Annotated in this window: 15 protein-coding genes; all 15 read left to right on the top strand. The window is 74.2% G+C overall.

Going from position 1 to position 17,316, the window contains the following annotated elements; genetic code table 11:
* Window positions 1-99 precede the first annotated feature (99 nt).
* Entirely contained in the window at window positions 100-1,218 is a 1,119-nt protein-coding gene (locus ACFY93_RS12150; RefSeq protein ID WP_391356656.1) for a beta-ketoacyl synthase N-terminal-like domain-containing protein, read from the top strand.
* 95 nt (window positions 1,219-1,313) lie between these two features.
* Window positions 1,314-1,586, top strand: coding sequence for a phosphopantetheine-binding protein (locus tag ACFY93_RS12145; protein WP_391356653.1), 273 nt, complete (start codon window positions 1,314-1,316; stop codon window positions 1,584-1,586).
* Window positions 1,583-2,017: a 3-hydroxyacyl-ACP dehydratase FabZ family protein gene (locus tag ACFY93_RS12140; protein ID WP_391356651.1), complete on the top strand. Its 435-nt coding sequence runs from the start codon at window positions 1,583-1,585 to the stop codon at window positions 2,015-2,017. The genes ACFY93_RS12145 and ACFY93_RS12140 overlap by 4 nt, the downstream gene beginning before the upstream one ends.
* Window positions 2,014-2,517, top strand: a complete 504-nt coding sequence (locus ACFY93_RS12135; RefSeq protein WP_391356649.1) for a 3-hydroxyacyl-ACP dehydratase FabZ family protein — start codon at window positions 2,014-2,016, stop codon at window positions 2,515-2,517. Before ACFY93_RS12140 ends, ACFY93_RS12135 begins: the two co-directional genes overlap by 4 nt.
* An 11-nt stretch (window positions 2,518-2,528) precedes the next feature.
* Window positions 2,529-3,275, top strand: a complete 747-nt coding sequence (fabG, locus tag ACFY93_RS12130) for a 3-oxoacyl-[acyl-carrier-protein] reductase (protein WP_391356646.1) — start codon at window positions 2,529-2,531, stop codon at window positions 3,273-3,275.
* Window positions 3,272-4,009: a DsbA family protein gene (locus ACFY93_RS12125; RefSeq protein WP_391356643.1), complete on the top strand. Its 738-nt coding sequence runs from the start codon at window positions 3,272-3,274 to the stop codon at window positions 4,007-4,009. The genes fabG and ACFY93_RS12125 overlap by 4 nt, the downstream gene beginning before the upstream one ends.
* Before the next feature lie 289 nt (window positions 4,010-4,298).
* Window positions 4,299-7,862, top strand: coding sequence for an AMP-binding protein (locus ACFY93_RS12120; protein ID WP_391356642.1), 3,564 nt, complete (start codon window positions 4,299-4,301; stop codon window positions 7,860-7,862).
* Between the two features lie 70 nt (window positions 7,863-7,932).
* On the top strand, window positions 7,933-9,741 hold the full coding sequence (locus ACFY93_RS12115) for an acyl-CoA dehydrogenase family protein (protein ID WP_391356639.1): 1,809 nt from the start codon (window positions 7,933-7,935) through the stop codon (window positions 9,739-9,741).
* Window positions 9,742-9,794: 53 nt separating this feature from the next.
* Window positions 9,795-10,067, top strand: a complete 273-nt coding sequence (locus ACFY93_RS12110) for a phosphopantetheine-binding protein (protein ID WP_391356636.1) — start codon at window positions 9,795-9,797, stop codon at window positions 10,065-10,067.
* A gap of 114 nt (window positions 10,068-10,181) precedes the next feature.
* On the top strand, window positions 10,182-12,524 hold the full coding sequence (locus tag ACFY93_RS12105; protein ID WP_391356633.1) for an MMPL family transporter: 2,343 nt from the start codon (window positions 10,182-10,184) through the stop codon (window positions 12,522-12,524).
* A gap of 180 nt (window positions 12,525-12,704) precedes the next feature.
* Window positions 12,705-13,688, top strand: a complete 984-nt coding sequence (gene sbnA, locus ACFY93_RS12100; RefSeq protein ID WP_391356630.1) for a 2,3-diaminopropionate biosynthesis protein SbnA — start codon at window positions 12,705-12,707, stop codon at window positions 13,686-13,688.
* A gap of 7 nt (window positions 13,689-13,695) precedes the next feature.
* On the top strand, window positions 13,696-15,069 hold the full coding sequence (locus tag ACFY93_RS12095; RefSeq protein ID WP_391356628.1) for a condensation domain-containing protein: 1,374 nt from the start codon (window positions 13,696-13,698) through the stop codon (window positions 15,067-15,069).
* Window positions 15,066-15,866 carry an FkbM family methyltransferase gene (locus ACFY93_RS12090; protein WP_391356626.1) on the top strand — a complete coding sequence of 267 codons (801 nt, stop codon included), beginning with the start codon at window positions 15,066-15,068 and terminating at the stop codon, window positions 15,864-15,866. Before ACFY93_RS12095 ends, ACFY93_RS12090 begins: the two co-directional genes overlap by 4 nt.
* Before the next feature lie 83 nt (window positions 15,867-15,949).
* The gene (sbnB, locus tag ACFY93_RS12085) at window positions 15,950-16,948 is read left to right on the top strand and encodes a 2,3-diaminopropionate biosynthesis protein SbnB (protein ID WP_391356623.1); all 999 of its coding nucleotides are present in this window, start codon (window positions 15,950-15,952) and stop codon (window positions 16,946-16,948) included.
* 122 nt (window positions 16,949-17,070) lie between these two features.
* The gene (locus ACFY93_RS12080) at window positions 17,071-17,310 is read left to right on the top strand and encodes an MbtH family NRPS accessory protein (protein WP_391356620.1); all 240 of its coding nucleotides are present in this window, start codon (window positions 17,071-17,073) and stop codon (window positions 17,308-17,310) included.
* Window positions 17,311-17,316 lie beyond the last annotated feature (6 nt).

Here is a 17,316-nt window from a genome sequence, read left to right as displayed (position 1 = left end):
CGACCCGCTCACGATCTCGATCCGGCCCGGCCGGACCCGTACGGCCGCCACCGGCCCTCACCGACCTTCACCGGCCTTCACCGACAGGAGCAGAAAGCGATGAGTGTCAGTCTTGCCACCGGGGCGGACCCGGACACCCTGGTCATCTCGGGCTGGTCGGCCGCGTCGCCGTACGGGCTCGGCGCCGAGGCCTTCGCCGCCGGAGTGCGCGGCGACGCCGACGGCATCCGCGCCGCGGACGGCTCCGCCGACCTCGGACCCTACGAACGCGCGGGCCGCATACCGGACTTCGACGCCCGGGCCGTGCTGGGACGCAAGGGCACCCGGGCCATGGACCGGGCGACCGCCCTGGCCGTCGCCACCGCCGGAATGCTCCTGGAGGCCGCCGGGCCGAGCCCGGCCCGGGACAACCCGGAGGCCGTCGGCATGGTCCTCGGCACCGGGCACGGCAGCGTCCAGAGCATCATGGACTTCACCCGCGACTCCCTGACCGGCGAAAAGCCCTACCACGTCGACCCGGCGCTGTTCCCCAACACGGTGATGAACCGCGCGGCCGGCCAGAGCGCCATCTGGCACACCCTGCGCGGCCCCAACACCACGGTGGCGGGCGGCGCCGCGACCGGCCTGCTGGCCCTGAGCTACGCGGCCCGGCTGCTGCGCCAGGGGCACTGCGAGGCCGTACTGTGCGGCGCGGTCGAGGAGTTCTCGGCCGAGCGCGCCTGGCTGGAGTACCGGGCCCGCACCGGCGGCCCGCACCACCAGCCCGCAGGACCGCTCGGCGAGGGCTGCGCGCTGTTCCTCCTCGAGACCGCCTCCGCCGCCCTCACCCACGGCCGCGCCCCGCTCGCCTCGCTGCTCGCCTCCCGCTTCATCGCCTTCACCGACCAGGAACGCGCGGGCGACGCGCTCGCCCGCGCCGCCTCCGAGGCGCTCAAGGACGCCGACGTACGGCCCGAGGACGTCGGCCTGCTCGTCCCCTCCGACAGCGGCGGCCCCCTGGGCGCCCGGGAGGACGCGGCCCTGGCCGGTCTCTTCGGCGAACACCGGCCGCCCCGGCTGCGGCTGCGCCGGCTGATCGGCGACGCGGGCGCGGCCTCCGCCTCCTTCCAGCTCGCCGCCGCCGTCGCGGCGGGCGAGGACGGCACCCCGGTGCTCGTCACCTCCGTCGACCCGGACGGCCAGACCGGCGCGGTCGTGCTGCGCGCCGCGACCCCGTGATCACCGCCGCCGCGCGCCGCCGGGCGTACCGGCTGCGCCGCATCCTCGTCCCCTACTCGTACGCCCATCACCTTCCGGAAGGACGTGTGTCACCCATGCCCGACACCACCACCGCCCCCACCGCCGCCCTCGACAAGGAGGAGCTGCGCGAGCTGATCGCCGACGTGCTCGACCTGGACGTCGCCGACGTCACCGACGACGCGGACTTCATGGAGGACCTGGACGTCGACTCGCTGATGGCCCTGGAGATCACCGTGCGGCTCGAGAAGGCGTACGGAGTGCGTCTCGCCGAGGCCGAGCTGACCTCCATCACCTCGCTGCGGGGCACCTACGAGCTGCTCGCCGGCAGGCTGGGGGACGCGCGATGAGCGCCGCCACGCCGCTCGGCGACCTGGAACTGATCCGCACCGGACCCGCCGGCGCCGTCACCGCCTTCGACGCGCCGGCCGACGACCCGGTCGTCGCCGGGCACTACCCCGGTTTCCCGGTGCTGCCCGGCGTCTTCCTCATCGAGGCGGCGGACCGCACGGTCCGCCAGTGGGCGAAGAACACCGCCCGCCCCGCGGACACCGGCGCCCCCGAGGGCGGCCGGGAGCTGGAGCTGGCCGCCATGGACCGCTGCCGGTTCCACAGCCCCGTCTACCCGGGCGACCGGGTGCACGCGGACGTCCAGGTCGTCGACAGCGCGGCCGGACTGCTGTTCAAGGCGGCCGTCGCCACCAACCGCGGCAAGGTCGCGGACATCAGGCTGCGCTACCGCGAGACGGAGCGGACGCCGCGAGAGGAGACGTCCGCGTGAGCGTGTACGGCATCGACCGGATCAAGAACACCATCCCGCACCGCGGGCAGATCCTGCTGGTCGACCGGGCCGCCGACGTGGTGCCCGGCGAGAGCCTGACCACGTACAAGGCGGTCTCCGGCAACGAGCCCTGCTACGCGGCGCTCGGCCAGGACGCCGCCGGGACCGACTACGCCTACCCGCACTCGCTCGTCATCGAGTCGTGGGCGCAGTCCGCGGTGCTGCTGTCCGTGTGGGAGGACCCGAACCCGGACGTCCTCGCCGGAAAGGTCGAACTCGCCGGTTCCATCGGCGAGGTGGCCTTCGGCGGGCGTGCCTACCCGGGCGACGTCCTGGAGCACCGGGTGCGGCTGCTGAAGACGGCGGGCGAGACGGCGGTCCTGGCCGGCGAGACGTACGCGGGCGGCCGCGAGGTGCTGCGGGTCGGCTCGTTCGTGGTGGCGCTGCGGGACGTCACCGAGCTGATCCCGGTGCCCGACCGGGCCCCGCTGAGTGTGTGAGGAGAGGACGAATGTCCGCAGTGAGTGACAGGATCGCGCTGGTCACCGGCGGGTCGCGGGGCATCGGCCGCGCGGTCGTGACCCGGCTGGCCCGCGACGGCTACGACATCGGCTTCTGCTACCGCTCCGACGAGCAGTCGGCGGCCCTGGTGGAGAAGGAGGTACGCGAGCTGGGCCGCAGGGTGCTGGCCCGGCGTGTGGACGTGACGGACCGTACGCAGGTACGGGACTTCGTCGCCGCGGCCGAGGACGAACTCGGCCCGGCCACGGCGGCCGTCACCTCGGCCGGCATCACCCGCGACAGCCCGCTGGTGCTGATGCCGGACGAGAACTGGGACGCCGTGCTGCGCACCAACCTGGACGGCACCTACAACCTGTGCCGGGCGGTGGCCTTCCCGATGATCAAGCGGGGCGGCGGAGCCGTCGTCACCCTCTCCTCGGTGGCCGGGGTGGCGGGCAACGCCGGGCAGACCAACTACTCGGCGTCGAAGGCCGGGATCATCGGCTTCACCCGCTCCCTCGCCAAGGAGGGCGGACGGCACGGCATCCGCGCCAACACGGTGGCCCCCGGCTTCATCGAGACCGACATGACGTCGGTGCTGCCGCCGAAGGTCTCCAAGGAGATGCTGGGCCGGATCCCGCTGAAGCGGTTCGGGCTGCCCGAGGACGTGGCGTCCCTGGTCGCGTTCCTGCTCTCGCCCGAGGCCGCCTACGTCACCGGGCAGGTCTTCCAGGTCGACGGCGGCATCGCGCTGTGAGCGCCGCCGCCCGCGCGGGGGGCAGGCGCAGACGTCCCCCGCGCTTCTACTTCTCGCTGCGCAGCCCGTACTCCTGGCTCGCCTACCGCGATCTGCTCGACCGGTACCCGGCCACGGCCGAGGCCGTCGAGTGGGTGCCGTTCTTCGAGCCGGACGAGACCAGCCGCACGCTGCTCGACGAGGCAGGCGGCTCCTTCCCGTACACGCCGATGTCCCCGGAGAAGCACCGCTACATCCTCCAGGACGTACGGCGCCTGGCGGCCGAGCGGGGCCTGGCCTTCAGCTGGCCGGTGGACCGGGAACCGGTCTGGGAGGTGCCGCACCTCGGCTACCTCGTCGCGGCCCGGCACGGCAGGGGTGCGCGGTACATCGAGCTGGCCGCGCGCGCCCGCTGGGAGCTCGGCCTGGACGTCTGCGACCGGAAGGTCGTCGCCGGCTTCGCGGACGAACTCGGCCTGGACCCGGTGCAGCTGGCCGACGCGTCCGACGATCCGGAGGTGCGCGCCGAGGGGGTGCGGGTGCTGCTGGAGATCCAGCGCGACGGGGTGTTCGGCGTGCCGTTCTTCGTCGACCACTACGACAAGTACTGGGGAGTCGACCGGCTCCCCGCGTTCGCGGCGGCCCTCGGGGCCGGGGCGGACGACGGCCTCGCGGGGAGCCCGGACACCTCCGGCCTCCCCCTTCCCCCGTCCGCGCCGTCCGTCGACGACGGGCACGCGGGCGGATGCGGCTGAATCACCCCCCCGGGGTCGGCCGCCGGGTCCCGTCTTCACCCTCCCCTCGTCGCCCGAAGGGCGTCGCGGAGCAGAAGGGGAGGGTGAAGACAGGATCCAGGGCCGTCGCACGGTGCCTCCCCCCGGCGCCGCGCGGCGGCCCTCTCGCGCGTCCCGGGCCGCTCCGGGAACGCGGGGAAGCCAGGACGCACGCATATAGGTGCCGCATAGCGGGCGCCGGTTGGCTGTGGAATCCGTACCGCCGCCGTGCGAGTGCGGCCCGAGCGGCCGCAGAGAGTGGGTAGTTGGGGTGTCCGGCTTCGAGAGCTTCGTCAGCGTGCTGCGTCGCAATGCCGCCGAGGCGCCCGCGCGCCGCGCCGTCGTCTTCAGCACGGGCGCGGGCGAGGAGGAGGTGGCCTACGCCGATCTGGACCGCCGGGCCCGCGCCGCCGCGCACCTGCTCGGCGCACGGGTCGCGCCGGGCGAGAGGGTGCTGGTCTGCGCCGGGCCCGGCACCGGATTCCTCCGCGCCTTCCTGGCCTGCCTGTACGCGGGAGCCGTCCCGGTGCCGGTCCCGGCGCCCGGCGGATTCGGCCGGCAGGAGGCCCGGACCACCGCGATCGCGCAGGACACCGGGGCCCGCCTCGTCCTCACCGACGCGGCGAGCGAGCCCGCCGTGACCCGCTGGCTGGAGGGCGAGCGGACCGCACTGCCCGAACTGGCGGCGCTCACCGTGGAGTCGGCCGAGCGGGACGGGGACGCGGACGCCTGGACCGAGCGGCCCGTGGAACCGGACACGCTGTGCTTCCTGCAGTACACCTCCGGGTCGACCAGCGACCCCAAGGGCGTGATGGTGCCGCACGGCGCCCTCCTGCACAACCTGTCGCTGATGCGCGACCGGCACGGCTGGCACGGCGGGATGACCTGGTGCAGCTGGCTGCCCGCCTACCACGACATGGGCCTCATCGCGATGATGCTCTCGCCGCTCCACCTGGGCGGCACCGCCGTGCTGATGTCCTCCACCGACTTCCTCAAGCGGCCCGTCACCTGGCTGCGGCTGATCGAGCGGCACCGCGCCGACATCAGCTGCGCCCCGAACTTCGCCTACGACCTGTGCGCGCGCCGCCTCACCGAGGAGCAGACCGCCGGACTCGACCTGTCGGGCTGGCGGTACGCGTGCAACGGCGCCGAACCGGTCGACGCCGCCACGCTCGCCCGGTTCGCCGACCGTTTCGCCCAGTCCGGCTTCTCGCCCGCCTCCCTGCTGCCCGGCTACGGGCTCGCCGAGGCCACGCTCTACGTCTCCGGGACCCCCGCCGACCGGCCGCCGACCGTGCTGCGCGCCGATCCCGCGGACCTGGCGGCCGGCCGGCTCACCGAGGCCGGAGCGGGCGCCCCGGCCCAGGAGCTGGCGAGCAGCGGTGTCGTCCGGGGGCTCGACGTGCGCGTCGTGGACCCGGCCGGCCGCGCCGAGCTGCCCGACGGGGCGGTCGGCGAGATCTGGATCCGCGGCGGCAGCGTCGCCCTCGGCTACTGGAACCGGCCCGAGGAGACCCGGCGCACCTTCGGCGCGGTGACCGCCGGCGGCGACGGCGGCTTCCTGCGCACCGGCGACCTCGGCGCGCTGCGCTCGGACGAGCTGTACGTCACCGGGCGCATCAAGGAAATGATCATCGTGCACGGCCGGAACCTCTACCCGCACGACATCGAACGCGAACTGCGCGACCTCGAACCGGCCTTCGCCGACCTGCCCGCCGCCGTCTTCGCGGTGCGGCCGGGCGGCGGCCACGCGCAGGAGGAGATCGTCGCCGTCCAGGAGCTGCGCGGCCGCGGGCTGGCGGAGGGCGAGGCGGCCCGGCTCGCGCGCGGCGCCCGCGCCCGGCTCGCGCAGCGGCTCGGCGTACGGGTCGGGGGCGTCGTCCTCGTCAGGCCCGGCCGGGTCCGGCGCACCACGAGCGGCAAGATCCAGCGGACCCTGATGCGCGCCCTCTTCGAACGCGGCGAACTCCAGCCGCTGCACGAGGAGCTGAGCCCGGAACTGACGGCCGCGTTCCGCACCGGACGCGCCGGGGAGAGCCCGGTGTCCGCGCTGCGCGTACCGGCCCCCGAGGACGGCGCCGGCTGGGACCCGTACGCCCTCGGCCGTGAGCTGGAGGCGCGGCTCGGCGATCCGCGCGACGGCGGCGGCGTGTTCACCTACGGGCGTGCGGCACGACTCGACCGGGCCGAGGAGTTCCCGGCGGAGATCTGCCGGGAGCTGGACGCGCTGGGCGTGCCGCGCTGGTTCGCGCCCGCCCGGCACGGCGGGGAACTGCGCAGCGTCGAGGAGCTGTCCCAGCTCATCCGGACCCTGGGACGGCGGGACTTCACCGTCGCCCTCGGCCACGTCAAGACCTATCTGGGCGCCGTCTCCGTCTGGGTGGCGGGCACGCCGGGTCAGGCGCGGGCGCTGGCCGCCCGGGTCGCCGACGGCGCCGTCGTCTCCCTCGCGCTGACCGAGCGGGAGCACGGCAGCGACCTGCTCGCCGGTGAGCTGCGGGCCGTACGGTCGGCGGACGGGTCCGGCGGCTGGCGGCTCGACGGCGAGAAGTGGCTGATCAACAACGCCACCCGGGCGGACCTGGTGTGCGTCCTGGCCCGGACGGGCGAGGAGGGCGGCAGCCGCGGCTTCAGCCTCTTCCTGGTCGACAAGGCCCGGCTGAAGCCCGGTACCTGGCGTCCGCTGCCCGGGGTGGCCACGCACGGGGTGCGCGGCGCCGACATCAGCGGTATCGCCTTCGACGGCGCCGAGGTGCCCGCCGACGCGCTGGTCGGGGCCGAGGGCGAGGGCCTGGAGATCATCCTCAAGGGCTTCCAGATCACCCGGACGCTCTGCTCCGCGATGTCGCTCGGCATGACCGACCACGCCCTGCGCGTCACCGTGGACTTCGCCCGCACCCACCGGCTCTACCGGCGCACCCTCGCCGAACTCCCGCACGCCGCCCGCACCCTGGCCGAGAGCTACGCCGACCTGCTCGCCATGGAGGCCGTCAGCCTGGTCGCCACCCGCTCCGTGCACACCCTCACCGAGGAGCAGAGCGTGGTGTCCGCCGTGGTGAAGTACCTCGTGCCGACCCTCGGCGACGAGGTGATCGGACAGCTGCGCGGGGTGCTGGGCGCGCGGGCGATGCTGGCCGGCGACGACTTCGCCGACGGCGCCTTCCAGAAGCTGGAACGCGACCACCGCATCGTCGGCATCTTCGACGGCAGCACCGCCGTCAACCTCAACTTCCTGATCAACCAGTTCCCGGTCCTCGTCCGGGGCTACCGCAAGCGGCTCGCCGACCGGGACGGCGTCGCGGCGGCGGCACGGCTCGACGGGCCGCCGCCCGAGCTCGACCACGGCCGGCTCACCCTCTACGCCCGGTCCGGGTCCGGCGTCGTCCAGTCCCTGCCCGACGCCGTGGAACGCGTCCGGGCCCTGGCACCCGCCGCCGTGGCGGCCCGCGCCGGGCAGCTGCTCGCCGCCGCCGAGGAGGTCCACGCCGAACTCGCCGCGCACCGGCACAGCGCCCGCGAGGTCCCGCAGTCCGCGTTCGCGTCGGCCCGGCGCTACGCCCTGGTGTACGCGGGGGCGGCGAGCCTGCACCTGTGGCTGGAGAACACCGGCACCGCCCGCGCGGCGGGGCCGCTGTGGGACGGCGCGGCCTGGCTCGACGCCGTACTGGCCCGGCTGCTGCGCCGGCTCACCGGGGAGGCCGACCTCGACGACGTGGACGGGCCCGCCCTGGACGGACTGCTCCCCGCGCTGCACTCCCAGTACACCGACGGCGCCCTGTTCTCGCTGCTGCCGTGCCCGGCGGACGCCCCCCGGGCCGGGCGGGACGCGGCATGACCCCCTCCGGACGCCCGCCGACACACCCCGCCACCGCCCGCCCGGCCGCCCGCCTCACCAAGGACCCGGTATGACAGACCTGCTGACCGGCGCTCCCGGCGCCGGACCCGACTCGCCCGCCGCCGCCCCCGAGCCCGTGCTCGCGCGGATCGCCCGGCTGGAGCGGCTCCTCGGCGACCCGCACGACACCGCCAACCCCCTCGGCCTCGACGCCGTCCTCGCCGCCGACGAACGGGGCGAGCTGCTGCCCGAGGGGGAGCGCGCGCTGGCCGCGTTCGGCCTCGGCGCGGAGTTCGTGCCCGCGGCGTACGGGGGGCGCTTCGAGCGGGCCGACCGGTTCGCGCTGCTCATGCGCGGCCTGTTCCGGCGGGACTGCGCGCTGAGCATCGGCTACGGCGTCACCGGCTTCATCGCCGCACTGCCGGTCTGGGCCGACGGCAGCGAAGCCCAGCGCCGCCGCGTCGCCGGCCTGCTGTGCGGCGGGGGCCGGCTCGTCGCCGCGTACACCGAACTCGACCACGGCAGCGACTTCGCGCGGATCGCGCTGGCCGCGCGCCCGGCGCCCGGCGGCGGCTACCTCCTCGACGGGGGCAAGCAGCTCGTCAACAACGCGGGCCGGGCCGAGGCCGCCGTCCTGTTCGCCCGGACCGACGACCGGCCCGGCAGCCGCGGCCACTCCCACCTCCTGGTCGACCTCGACGCCCTGCCCGCCGGCCGGGTCGAGCGCACCGCCCGCTTCGCCACCTCCGGCGTACGGGGCTGTCTGCTCGGCGGGATCGACCTCGACGCCTGCCCCGTCCCCGCCGACGCCCTGCTCGGTGCCGAGGGCGGCGCCATGGAGACCGTGCTCAAGGTGTTCCAGGTGACCCGCAGCGTGCTGCCCGGCATGGTCGTGGGGGTCGGCGACACCCAGCTGCGCACCGTCCTCGACTTCGCGGGCGAGCGGCGGCTGTACGGGCGGCCGATGAGCGAACTGCCCGAGGTGCGCGGCACGCTGGCCGCCGTCTTCGCGGACCTGCTGATCGCGGACGCGCTGTCCGTCGTCGGCGCCAGGTCGCTGCACCTGCTGCCGGAGGAGACCGGCGTGCGCTCGGCGGCCGTCAAGTACCTGGTGCCGAAGCTCCTCCAGGACAACTCCTACCGGCTCGGCACCCTCCTGGGAGCCCGCGGCTACCTGCGCGAAGGACCGCACGCCGTCTTCCAGAAGGCGGCCCGCGACCTGCCCGTCGTGGCCCTCGCGCACGCGAGCGGCGCCGTCTGCCTCTCCACCATCGTCCCGCAGCTGCCCCGGCTCGCCGAGCGGGCCTGGGAGCCCGCCCTGTCCGGCACCGCGCCCGCCGTGCCCGGGGCGCTCTTCGGGCCGCACGACCCGCTGCCCGCCCTCGACTTCGGCCGGCTGGAGCTGACCGCGCGCGGCGCCGACCGGCTCGCCGGGCACCTGCCCGCCCTCGCCCGGGAACTCGCCGACGAGGCCCGCACCCGCCCCGAGCTCGCCGAACCGGCCCGCCTCGCCGCCCTGTTCGCCGACGCCCTCGGCGACCTCGCCCGCCGCGCCCGCGCCCTGCCGCCGCGCGACCGCACCCCGGTCGCCGGCCGCCGTGCCTTCCTGCTGGCCGAGCGGTACACCCACCTCCTCGCCGCCACCGCCTGCCTCGGCGTGTGGCGCGCGGCCGGACCGGAGGACGGCTTCACCGCCGCTCCGGTCTGGATCACCGGAGCGCTGTACCGGCTCGCCGAGCGGCTCGGACTGCGCCAGGGCCCGCTGCCCGAAGCCGTCGTACGAGGCCTGACCGCCGAACTCGCCGAACGGCACGCCGGTCACCTCACGTTCGACCTGTTCCGCGCACCACTCGCCCACGGCCGGGCCCCGGCCGCGTAACCGCCGGCGCGCCCGCGAGGGCGGCCCGCCCCACCCGCCAGAGGAGTCCTCCCATGACCGAGACCACCACCGCCGACGCCCTCACCTCCCCGCAGGCGATCCGCTCCTGGCTCGTCGACCGCGTCGCCTACTACCTGGAGCGCACCCCGGCCGAGATCGACGAGGGCGCCGACCTCGCCGAGATGGGACTCGACTCGGTGTACGCCCTGACCCTGTGCGGTGACGTCGAGGACCGCTTCGGCCTCGTCGTCGAGCCGACCATGGCCTGGGACCACCCGACGATCGACGCGATCACCGCCCACCTCGCCGCCGAACTGACCGCCTGAGCCGGACGCCCCCCAGGGCGCGGCAGACGGCGGACGGCGGCGTGGAGAGCGGATATAGAAGTCCGATGAGGTGCCGCTGGCAGCGTGGGAAGCCCCCTACACGAGGACGAGATGATGAACCGAGCACCTGACCCCGGCCGGCGCCGACCGCTGGTCGAACGCATCACGTACTGGAGCGTCCACCACCGCAGGAAGGCGGGCTTCGGCTGGCTCGGCCTCGTCGTCCTGATCATCGCCATCGGGGCGGGGCTCGGCAGCACCGACCGCAGCGAGCACTCGCCGGGGGAGACCGGCCGCGCCCAGACGATGCTCGAAGAGGCCCAGGTGTTCTCGCCTCCGCAGGAGAACGTCCTCATCGAGGCGAAGGGGTCGGCGCCCGGGTACGCCGACAACCCGGCCATGCGCGACGCCGCCGCCGACGTGGCGAAGGCCCTGCGCGGCCTCGGCAAGGACGAGACCGGCACCGCGTGGGCCTCCGACATCACCGCGCCGGCCGACTCCGCGAAGGCAGCCGAGAAGCTGGTCTCCGGGGACGGCCGCTCGGTCCTGGTCCGCTTCTCGGTGACCGGCTACACGATGGAGCCGATGCAGAAGGCCGTACGGGACCAGCAGCGGACGCACCCGGACGTCGCCATCACCCAGACCGGCAAGGTCAGCGTCAGCCAGGCGATCGGCGACATCAAGGACGAGGACTTCTCCCGCGCCGAGATCCTGTCGATCCCGCTCACCGTCCTCATCCTCGCGGTGGTCTTCGGCTCGCTGATCTCCGCGGGCATCCCCGTGCTCATCTCGCTGGTGTCGGTGCTCGCCGCGATGGGCGCGCTGACCTTCGCCGGCAAGTGGATCGCCATGGGCGACAGCACGCCCTCGGTGGTGCTGCTCATCGGCATGGCGGTCGGCGTCGACTACTCGCTGTTCTACCTGCGGCGCGCGCGTGAGGAACGGGCCGCCGGGCACGACAACGACACCGCCCTGCTGATCGCCGGCCGCACCTCGGGCACGGCCGTCGTCGTCTCCGGCCTCACCGTGATCATCGCGCTGGCCGGACTGTTCTTCACCGGCATCGAGACGTTCACCGGGATGACGGTCGGCACGATCGCCGTCGTCGGCATCGCCATGATCGGCTCGGTCACCGTGCTGCCCGCCGTGCTGTCCTGGCTGGGGGAGCGCGTCGACAACTGGAAGCTGCCGTGGCTCGGCGCCCGCCGCACCGAGGTCCGCGACTCGCGGGTCTGGGGCGGACTGGTCCGCCAGGTCGTGCGGCGGCCCCTGCTGTGGGGCGGGGTCGGCACCATCGTGCTGGCGCTGCTCGCGCTGCCCGCGCTCGGCATGAAGCTCTCCGACCCGGACCTCAAGCACCGGATGCCCACCGACGTCCCGGCGCTGCAGGCCCTGGACCGGCTGCAGAAGGCGTTCCCGTCGGACTCGGACACCGAGCCCGCCGAGGTCGTGGTGCGCGGCGGCGACCTGGAGGGCCCCGCCGTGAAGGGGGCGCTGGAGGAGCTGGACCGGCGGATCGCGGACAGCGGCGGCAAGCTGCACGGGCCCGTGGACACCTCGCTGGTCACCTCGCCCGTCGACAGCAGCCGCAGCGTCCTGGTGGTCCGGGTGCCGCTGGCCGGCGACGGGAAGAACGCGGCGTCCGTCGCGGCGCTGAAGGAACTGCGCGAGGAGGCACTGCCCGCCTCGTTCGGAGAGGTCGACGGCATCGAGTACGCCGTGTCGGGGGACACCGCCAAGCAGGAGGACTTCAACTCCGCGCTCTCCGACAGCACCCCGTACGTCTTCGCCTTCGTGATCGTGCTGGCGTTCGTCCTGCTGGCGGCCGCGTTCCGGTCGCTGCTCATCCCGGTGCTGTCGATCCTGCTGAACCTGCTGTCGATCGGCTCCGCGTACGGCGTGCTCACCCTGGTCTTCCAGGACGGGCACCTGTCGTCGCTGCTGGACTTCCGCTCCTACGGGGCCGTGGTCAGCTGGCTGCCGCTGTTCATGTTCGTCACGCTGTTCGGACTGAGCATGGACTACCACGTGTTCATCCTCAGCCGGGTCCGCGAGTACCGGGGGCGCGGTCTGGACACCCGGGACGCCGTGGTGCAGGGCATCAGCCGCAGCGCGGGCGTCGTCACCTCCGCCGCCGTCGTCATGGTCGCCGTGTTCTCGGTCTTCGGGACGCTCTCCGCGATCGACTACAAGATGGTCGGCGTGGGCCTCGCCACCGCCGTCCTGATCGACGCCACCGTCGTACGCGGCATCCTGCTGCCCGCCGCGCTCGCCCTGTTCGGCGACGCGACCTGGAAGATGCCGCGATGGCTGGCCTGGCTGCCCGGCATCAGCCTGGAGGGTGCCGACGAGCCCGCGCCCGCCGCACCGGCCGCGGATGCCCCGGCTCCCGTCACCGCGCCGGCCGCCGAGCCCGCCGGCCGGGGCACCGACCCGCTGGTGGGTCCGCGGGCCTGACCGGCCGCCCGGCTGCCGCACCGCACCGCACAGCGGGCCGGGGCCGTCCGAACCCTCGGACGGCCCCGGCCCGCTGTCTTTGCGCGGAGCCCGCCATATAGGGGCGTGATAGCGGTTCCGCAGAGAATTCTCAGGTCAATTCTGTGCTGTTCCGCAGTGACTCACCGGGAAGGGGCAGTCGTGCCCGAAAAACCGTTCCCAGGAATTCTGTCCACCGTAGGAAACACCCCGCTCGTCGAATTGGAAAGACTGCTGCCGGACTTCGGGTCCCGCGTCTTCGGGAAGATCGAGAGGTTCAACCCCGGCGGCAGCATCAAGGACCGCTCCGCCCTCGGCATGCTCCTCGCGGCCATCGAGTCCGGCGAGGTCGAACCGGGCCGCTCCGTGATCGTCGAGTCCAGCTCCGGCAACCTCGCCGTCGGACTCGCCCAGATCTGCCGCTACTTCGGCCTCCGCTTCATCTGCGTCGTCGACGGCAAGACCACCGAGCAGAACCTCGCCATCCTGCGCGCCTTCCGCGCCGAGGTCGAGGTCGTCACCGAACGCGACGAACTGACCGGTGAGTACCTGCCCGTCCGGCTGCGCCGGGTGCGCGAACTCGTCGCCGCGACCCAGGACGCCTACTGGCCCAACCAGTACGCGAGCCTGCTCAACCCCAGGGCGCACGAGACCACCATGCGCGAGATCGAGGAGTCCCTGGACGGCCGGGTGGACTACCTCTTCTGCTCGGTCAGCACCTTCGGCACCCTGCGCGGCTGCCGCGACCACATCAAGGCCAGGGGCCTGTCCACGACCATCGTCGCCGTGGACGCCCTGGGCAGCGCCATCTTCGGCCTGGAGTCCACCCAGCGCCTCATCCCGGGCCACGGCGCGTCCGTGGTGCCGCCGCTCATGGACCCCTCGGCGGCCGACGAGGTGGTGCACATATCCGACCTGGAGTGCGTCGTCGCCTGCCGCCGGCTCATCGGCCGCGAGGCGGTGCTCGCCGGCGGTTCGTCCGGGGCGACCGTCGCCGCCCTGTGGAAATTCAGGCACCGCATTCCGGAGGGCTCGAACTGCGTGCTCATCTTCCCCGACGGCGGTGACCGCTATCTCGACACCATCTATTCCGACGCCTGGGTGAACCGGAACTTCGGCGATGTCGCGCACCTCTGGAAGGACTGACCCGCCCATGTCCGTACCCCCGCCGGTACCCCTGCCCCTCTCCGTCGGCCAGGAAGGGCTCTGGCTCGCTCACCAGCTCGACCCGGCGAGCCCCGCGTACAACGTGGTCCTCGCCGTCCGGCTGCGGGACCGGGTCCGCACCGACGTGCTCCAGGAGGCGCTGACCGCGCTCGTCGCGCGGCACGAGCTGCTGCGGTCCCGCTTCCCCGCCACCGAGAGCGGCCCCGCCCGCGTCACCGTCCCCGCCGACGACGTACGCCTCGACGTGCGCGAGGTGCCGGACCACGACGACGACGCCCTCTTCCGGCTCGCCCAGGAGGCCGCCGAGGAGCCGTTCCGCCTCGCCGACCGGGGCGCGTTCCGCGCGGTGCTGCTGCGCCGCGCCCCCGACGACGCCGTCCTCGTCACCGCCACCCACCACATCGTCAGCGACGCCACCTCGCAGTGGCTGCTCGTCCGCGACCTGTTCGCCGAGTACGGGGCCCGCACCGGGCAGCCGGCCGCCGGACCCGCGCCCGCCGCCGGCGACTGGAGCGGGCAGGTCGCCTCCGAGCGCGCGTTCATCGCCTCACCGCGCGGCGAACGGGCCGCCGCCTACTGGCGGGAGAGATGCGCGGGACTCGCCGCCGCCGAACTGCCCACCGACCGGCCGCGCCCGCCACAGCGCACCCTCAACGGGGCCACCACCGAGCTGGAGCTGCCCGCCGCCACCGCCGGACGGCTGCGGGAGACGGCCGCCCGGCACGCGCTGACCCCGTTCGCCTGGCTGCTCGGCACCTTCCAGGCGGCCCTGCACCGCTCCGGCGCCGGGGACGCCTTCCTCATCGGCTGCCCCGCCACCACCCGGTTCACCCCGGAGAGCAGGAACGCGGTCGGCTACTACGTCAACGCCCTGCCCGTGGCCGCCCGCTTCGGCCCCTCGACCACCCTCCTGGACACCGTCGAGTCGGCCCAGCACCAGCTGCGCACCGGTCTCGCGCACGCCCGCCACCCCGTCGAGCTCCTCGACGGCGGGCCGGGCCGCGGGCCGCTCTTCCGCATCTCCTGCACCCTCGTCGCCGCCGACCGGCTGCCGGTCCCCGGACTGTACGAGGGGCCGGTCCGCCTCGGCGGGCTGCGCGCCGAACTCTGCGACGTACCGCAGCAGGAGGGGCAGCTCGACCTGACCGTGGAGGTCCTCCAGGACAGCCGGGGCTTCCGGGCGGTCCTGCGCTACAACACCGACCTGTTCGACGCCGCCACCGTCGAACGCTTCCGCGACACCTGGCACCGTCTCGTCGACGCCTCCCTCGACGCGCCGGACACCGGCGCCGGCGACGTGGTGCTCGTCGCCCCCGACGACCTGGAGTTCCTGCTGTTCCTCGGGGCGGGTGCGCCGTGACCCCCGGATCACCGGACGACGGCGCGGGAGCGGTGCGCAGGCGGCTGCCCGACGGGCCCGGCGTGTGGTGCGTCAACGGGCCCGCGGCCGTCGCGATGTGGCGTGAGATGCGGCCGCCCGGCGCCTACCACCGGGCGGCCGGGCGGCTGAGCCCCGGCGACACCCTCCTCGACATCGGCGCCAACATCGGCCTGATGTCCGTGTTCTGCGCCCGCACCTGTCCCGGTCTGCGGGTCGTCGCCGCCGAACCCGCCCCCGACCTGCACGCCTGCCTGTGCCGCAACCTCGCCGAGCACGTGGCGCCCGGCTGGCGCGCGGAGTGTGCCGCCGTCTCCGACCGCGCCGGTCGGCTGCGCTTCACCTACTACCCCGAGGCCCCGGGCAACTCCGGCCTCTACGCCGACCCGCATGCCGACGACGAGATCACCCTCGCCTTCCTGCGCAACAGCGGCGTGGACGCCCGGGACGCCGAGGAACTCGTCGAAGGACTGCACGACGGCGTCGAGTTCACCGTGCCGGCCGTCACCGTCACGGACCTCGTCCGCCGGTACGGCCTCGCCCGCGTCGATCTGCTGAAGGTCGACGTCGAGCGCGCCGAGCTCGACGTGCTGCGCGGCGTCGAGCAAGGCCTCTGGCCGCTGATCGGTGCCGTCGTCGCCGAGGTGCACGACGAGGACGGCCGCCTGGACGCCGTACGGCGGCTGCTGCGGAGCCACGGCTTCACCGTCGACGTACGGCAGGACCCGCTGCTCGCGGGCACCGCGCTGTACGACGTCGACGCCGTGCGTGCCGTATAGGCCGCATATAGCGGCGGATCGCACCATCGCAGGGTCAACACGTCCCGTTCACGCACCCGTTCGCCCCTCAGGAAGGTATCCCCATGCTGATTCTCCGGCGCGCCGATGTGACGGACGTCCTGTCCGGCCGGGAGACGGAGATCATCGACCTCGTCGCCGAGACCTACCGGCTGCACGACGCGGGGCAGACGTCCCTGCCGCACTCGACGTTCCTGCGCTTCCCCGAGGAGCGCCACAGCCGCGACCGGATCATCGGCCTGCCCGCCTACCGCGGCGGCGAGCGGCCCGTCGCCGGGATGAAGTGGATCGCCTCCTTCCCGGGCAACGTGGCGGCCGGGACCGAGCGGGCCAGTGCGGCGATCGTCCTCAACTCCCTGGACGACGGGCGCCCGGTGGCGTTCGTCGAGGGCGCGGTGATCTCCGCGCGGCGCACCGCCGCGAGCGCGGCGCTCGCCGCCCGCGAGCTCACCGCGGACAACCCGCCCACCGGAGTGCTGCTGATCGGCTGCGGCGTCATCAACCTGGAGATCCTGCGCTTCCTCGCGGCCGCCCTGCCCGGGCTGCGCGAGGCCGCCCTGTACGACACGGACACCGCCCGCGCCGAGGCGTTCGCCGAGCGGTGCGCCGAGGCGGTCCCGGGCGTGAAGGCGTACCCGGTCACCGAGCTGTCCGCCGCGCTCGGCGAGCACCGGCTGGTCTCCCTCGCCACCACCGCGGCCCAGCCGCACATGGACCTGTCGGCGTGCGGCCCGGACACCACGGTGCTGCACATCTCCCTGCGGGACCTGACCGCCGAGTCGATCCTGGGCGCGGCCAACGTCGTCGACGACGTCGACCACGTCTGCCGGGAGAACACCTCCCTCGACCTCGCGCAGCGGCTCAGCGGCGGCCGCGACTTCGTCGACGCGCCGATCGGGGCGCTGCTGCGCGGCACGGCCACGCTCCGCCGCACGCCCGGACGGCCCGTCGTGTACTCCCCGTTCGGCCTGGGCGTGCTCGACATGGCGCTCGCCGAGTTCGTCCGGGAGGAGGCCGAGCGGCGCGGTCTCGGCGTCCGCGTCGAGGGCTTCATGTCCGCCTGACGCCGGCCCGCCTCACAGCCCCGGCCGCCTCACAGGCACCACCCGCGCCGCGTCCACCGCACGCGCTGATCCACCGCATCCACCGTACCGACCGCACCCACCTCATCCACCGAGGAGTTTCCGTGACCGCACAGCAGAACGCAGCGCAGACCCCGCAGAGCGAGGGCCCCGTCCAGCGGGTCGTCTTCAACGACGAGGAGCAGTACTCGCTGTGGCCCGCCGGGCGCGACCTGCCGGCCGGCTGGCACGCCGAGGGCACCGAGGGCACCCGCGAGGAGTGCCTCGCCCGCATCGCCGAGGTGTGGACCGACATGCGCCCGCTGAGCCTGCGCAAGCAGATGCACGAGTCGTCCGCAGCGTAGGACCTT

This window comes from Streptomyces sp. NPDC008313 (assembly GCF_042956125.1).
Lineage (GTDB): Bacteria > Actinomycetota > Actinomycetes > Streptomycetales > Streptomycetaceae > Streptomyces.
The sequence above is the reverse complement of the archived record's forward strand: the minus strand, read 5'-3'. Positions and strand labels throughout refer to the sequence as shown.

What these genes read in the sequence shown, in the direction of transcription:
- ACFY93_RS12150 (WP_391356656.1), top strand. Translation starts at nt 100, where the DNA reads ATGAGTGTCAGTCTTGCCACCGGGGCGGACCCGGACACCCTGGTCATC.
- sbnB (WP_391356623.1), top strand. Translation starts at nt 15,950, where the DNA reads ATGCTGATTCTCCGGCGCGCCGATGTGACGGACGTCCTGTCCGGCCGG.
- ACFY93_RS12115 (WP_391356639.1), top strand. Translation starts at nt 7,933, where the DNA reads ATGACAGACCTGCTGACCGGCGCTCCCGGCGCCGGACCCGACTCGCCC.
- ACFY93_RS12145 (WP_391356653.1), top strand. Translation starts at nt 1,314, where the DNA reads ATGCCCGACACCACCACCGCCCCCACCGCCGCCCTCGACAAGGAGGAG.
- ACFY93_RS12095 (WP_391356628.1), top strand. Translation starts at nt 13,696, where the DNA reads ATGTCCGTACCCCCGCCGGTACCCCTGCCCCTCTCCGTCGGCCAGGAA.
- ACFY93_RS12110 (WP_391356636.1), top strand. Translation starts at nt 9,795, where the DNA reads ATGACCGAGACCACCACCGCCGACGCCCTCACCTCCCCGCAGGCGATC.
- ACFY93_RS12105 (WP_391356633.1), top strand. Translation starts at nt 10,182, where the DNA reads ATGAACCGAGCACCTGACCCCGGCCGGCGCCGACCGCTGGTCGAACGC.
- fabG (WP_391356646.1), top strand. Translation starts at nt 2,529, where the DNA reads ATGTCCGCAGTGAGTGACAGGATCGCGCTGGTCACCGGCGGGTCGCGG.
- ACFY93_RS12140 (WP_391356651.1), top strand. Translation starts at nt 1,583, where the DNA reads ATGAGCGCCGCCACGCCGCTCGGCGACCTGGAACTGATCCGCACCGGA.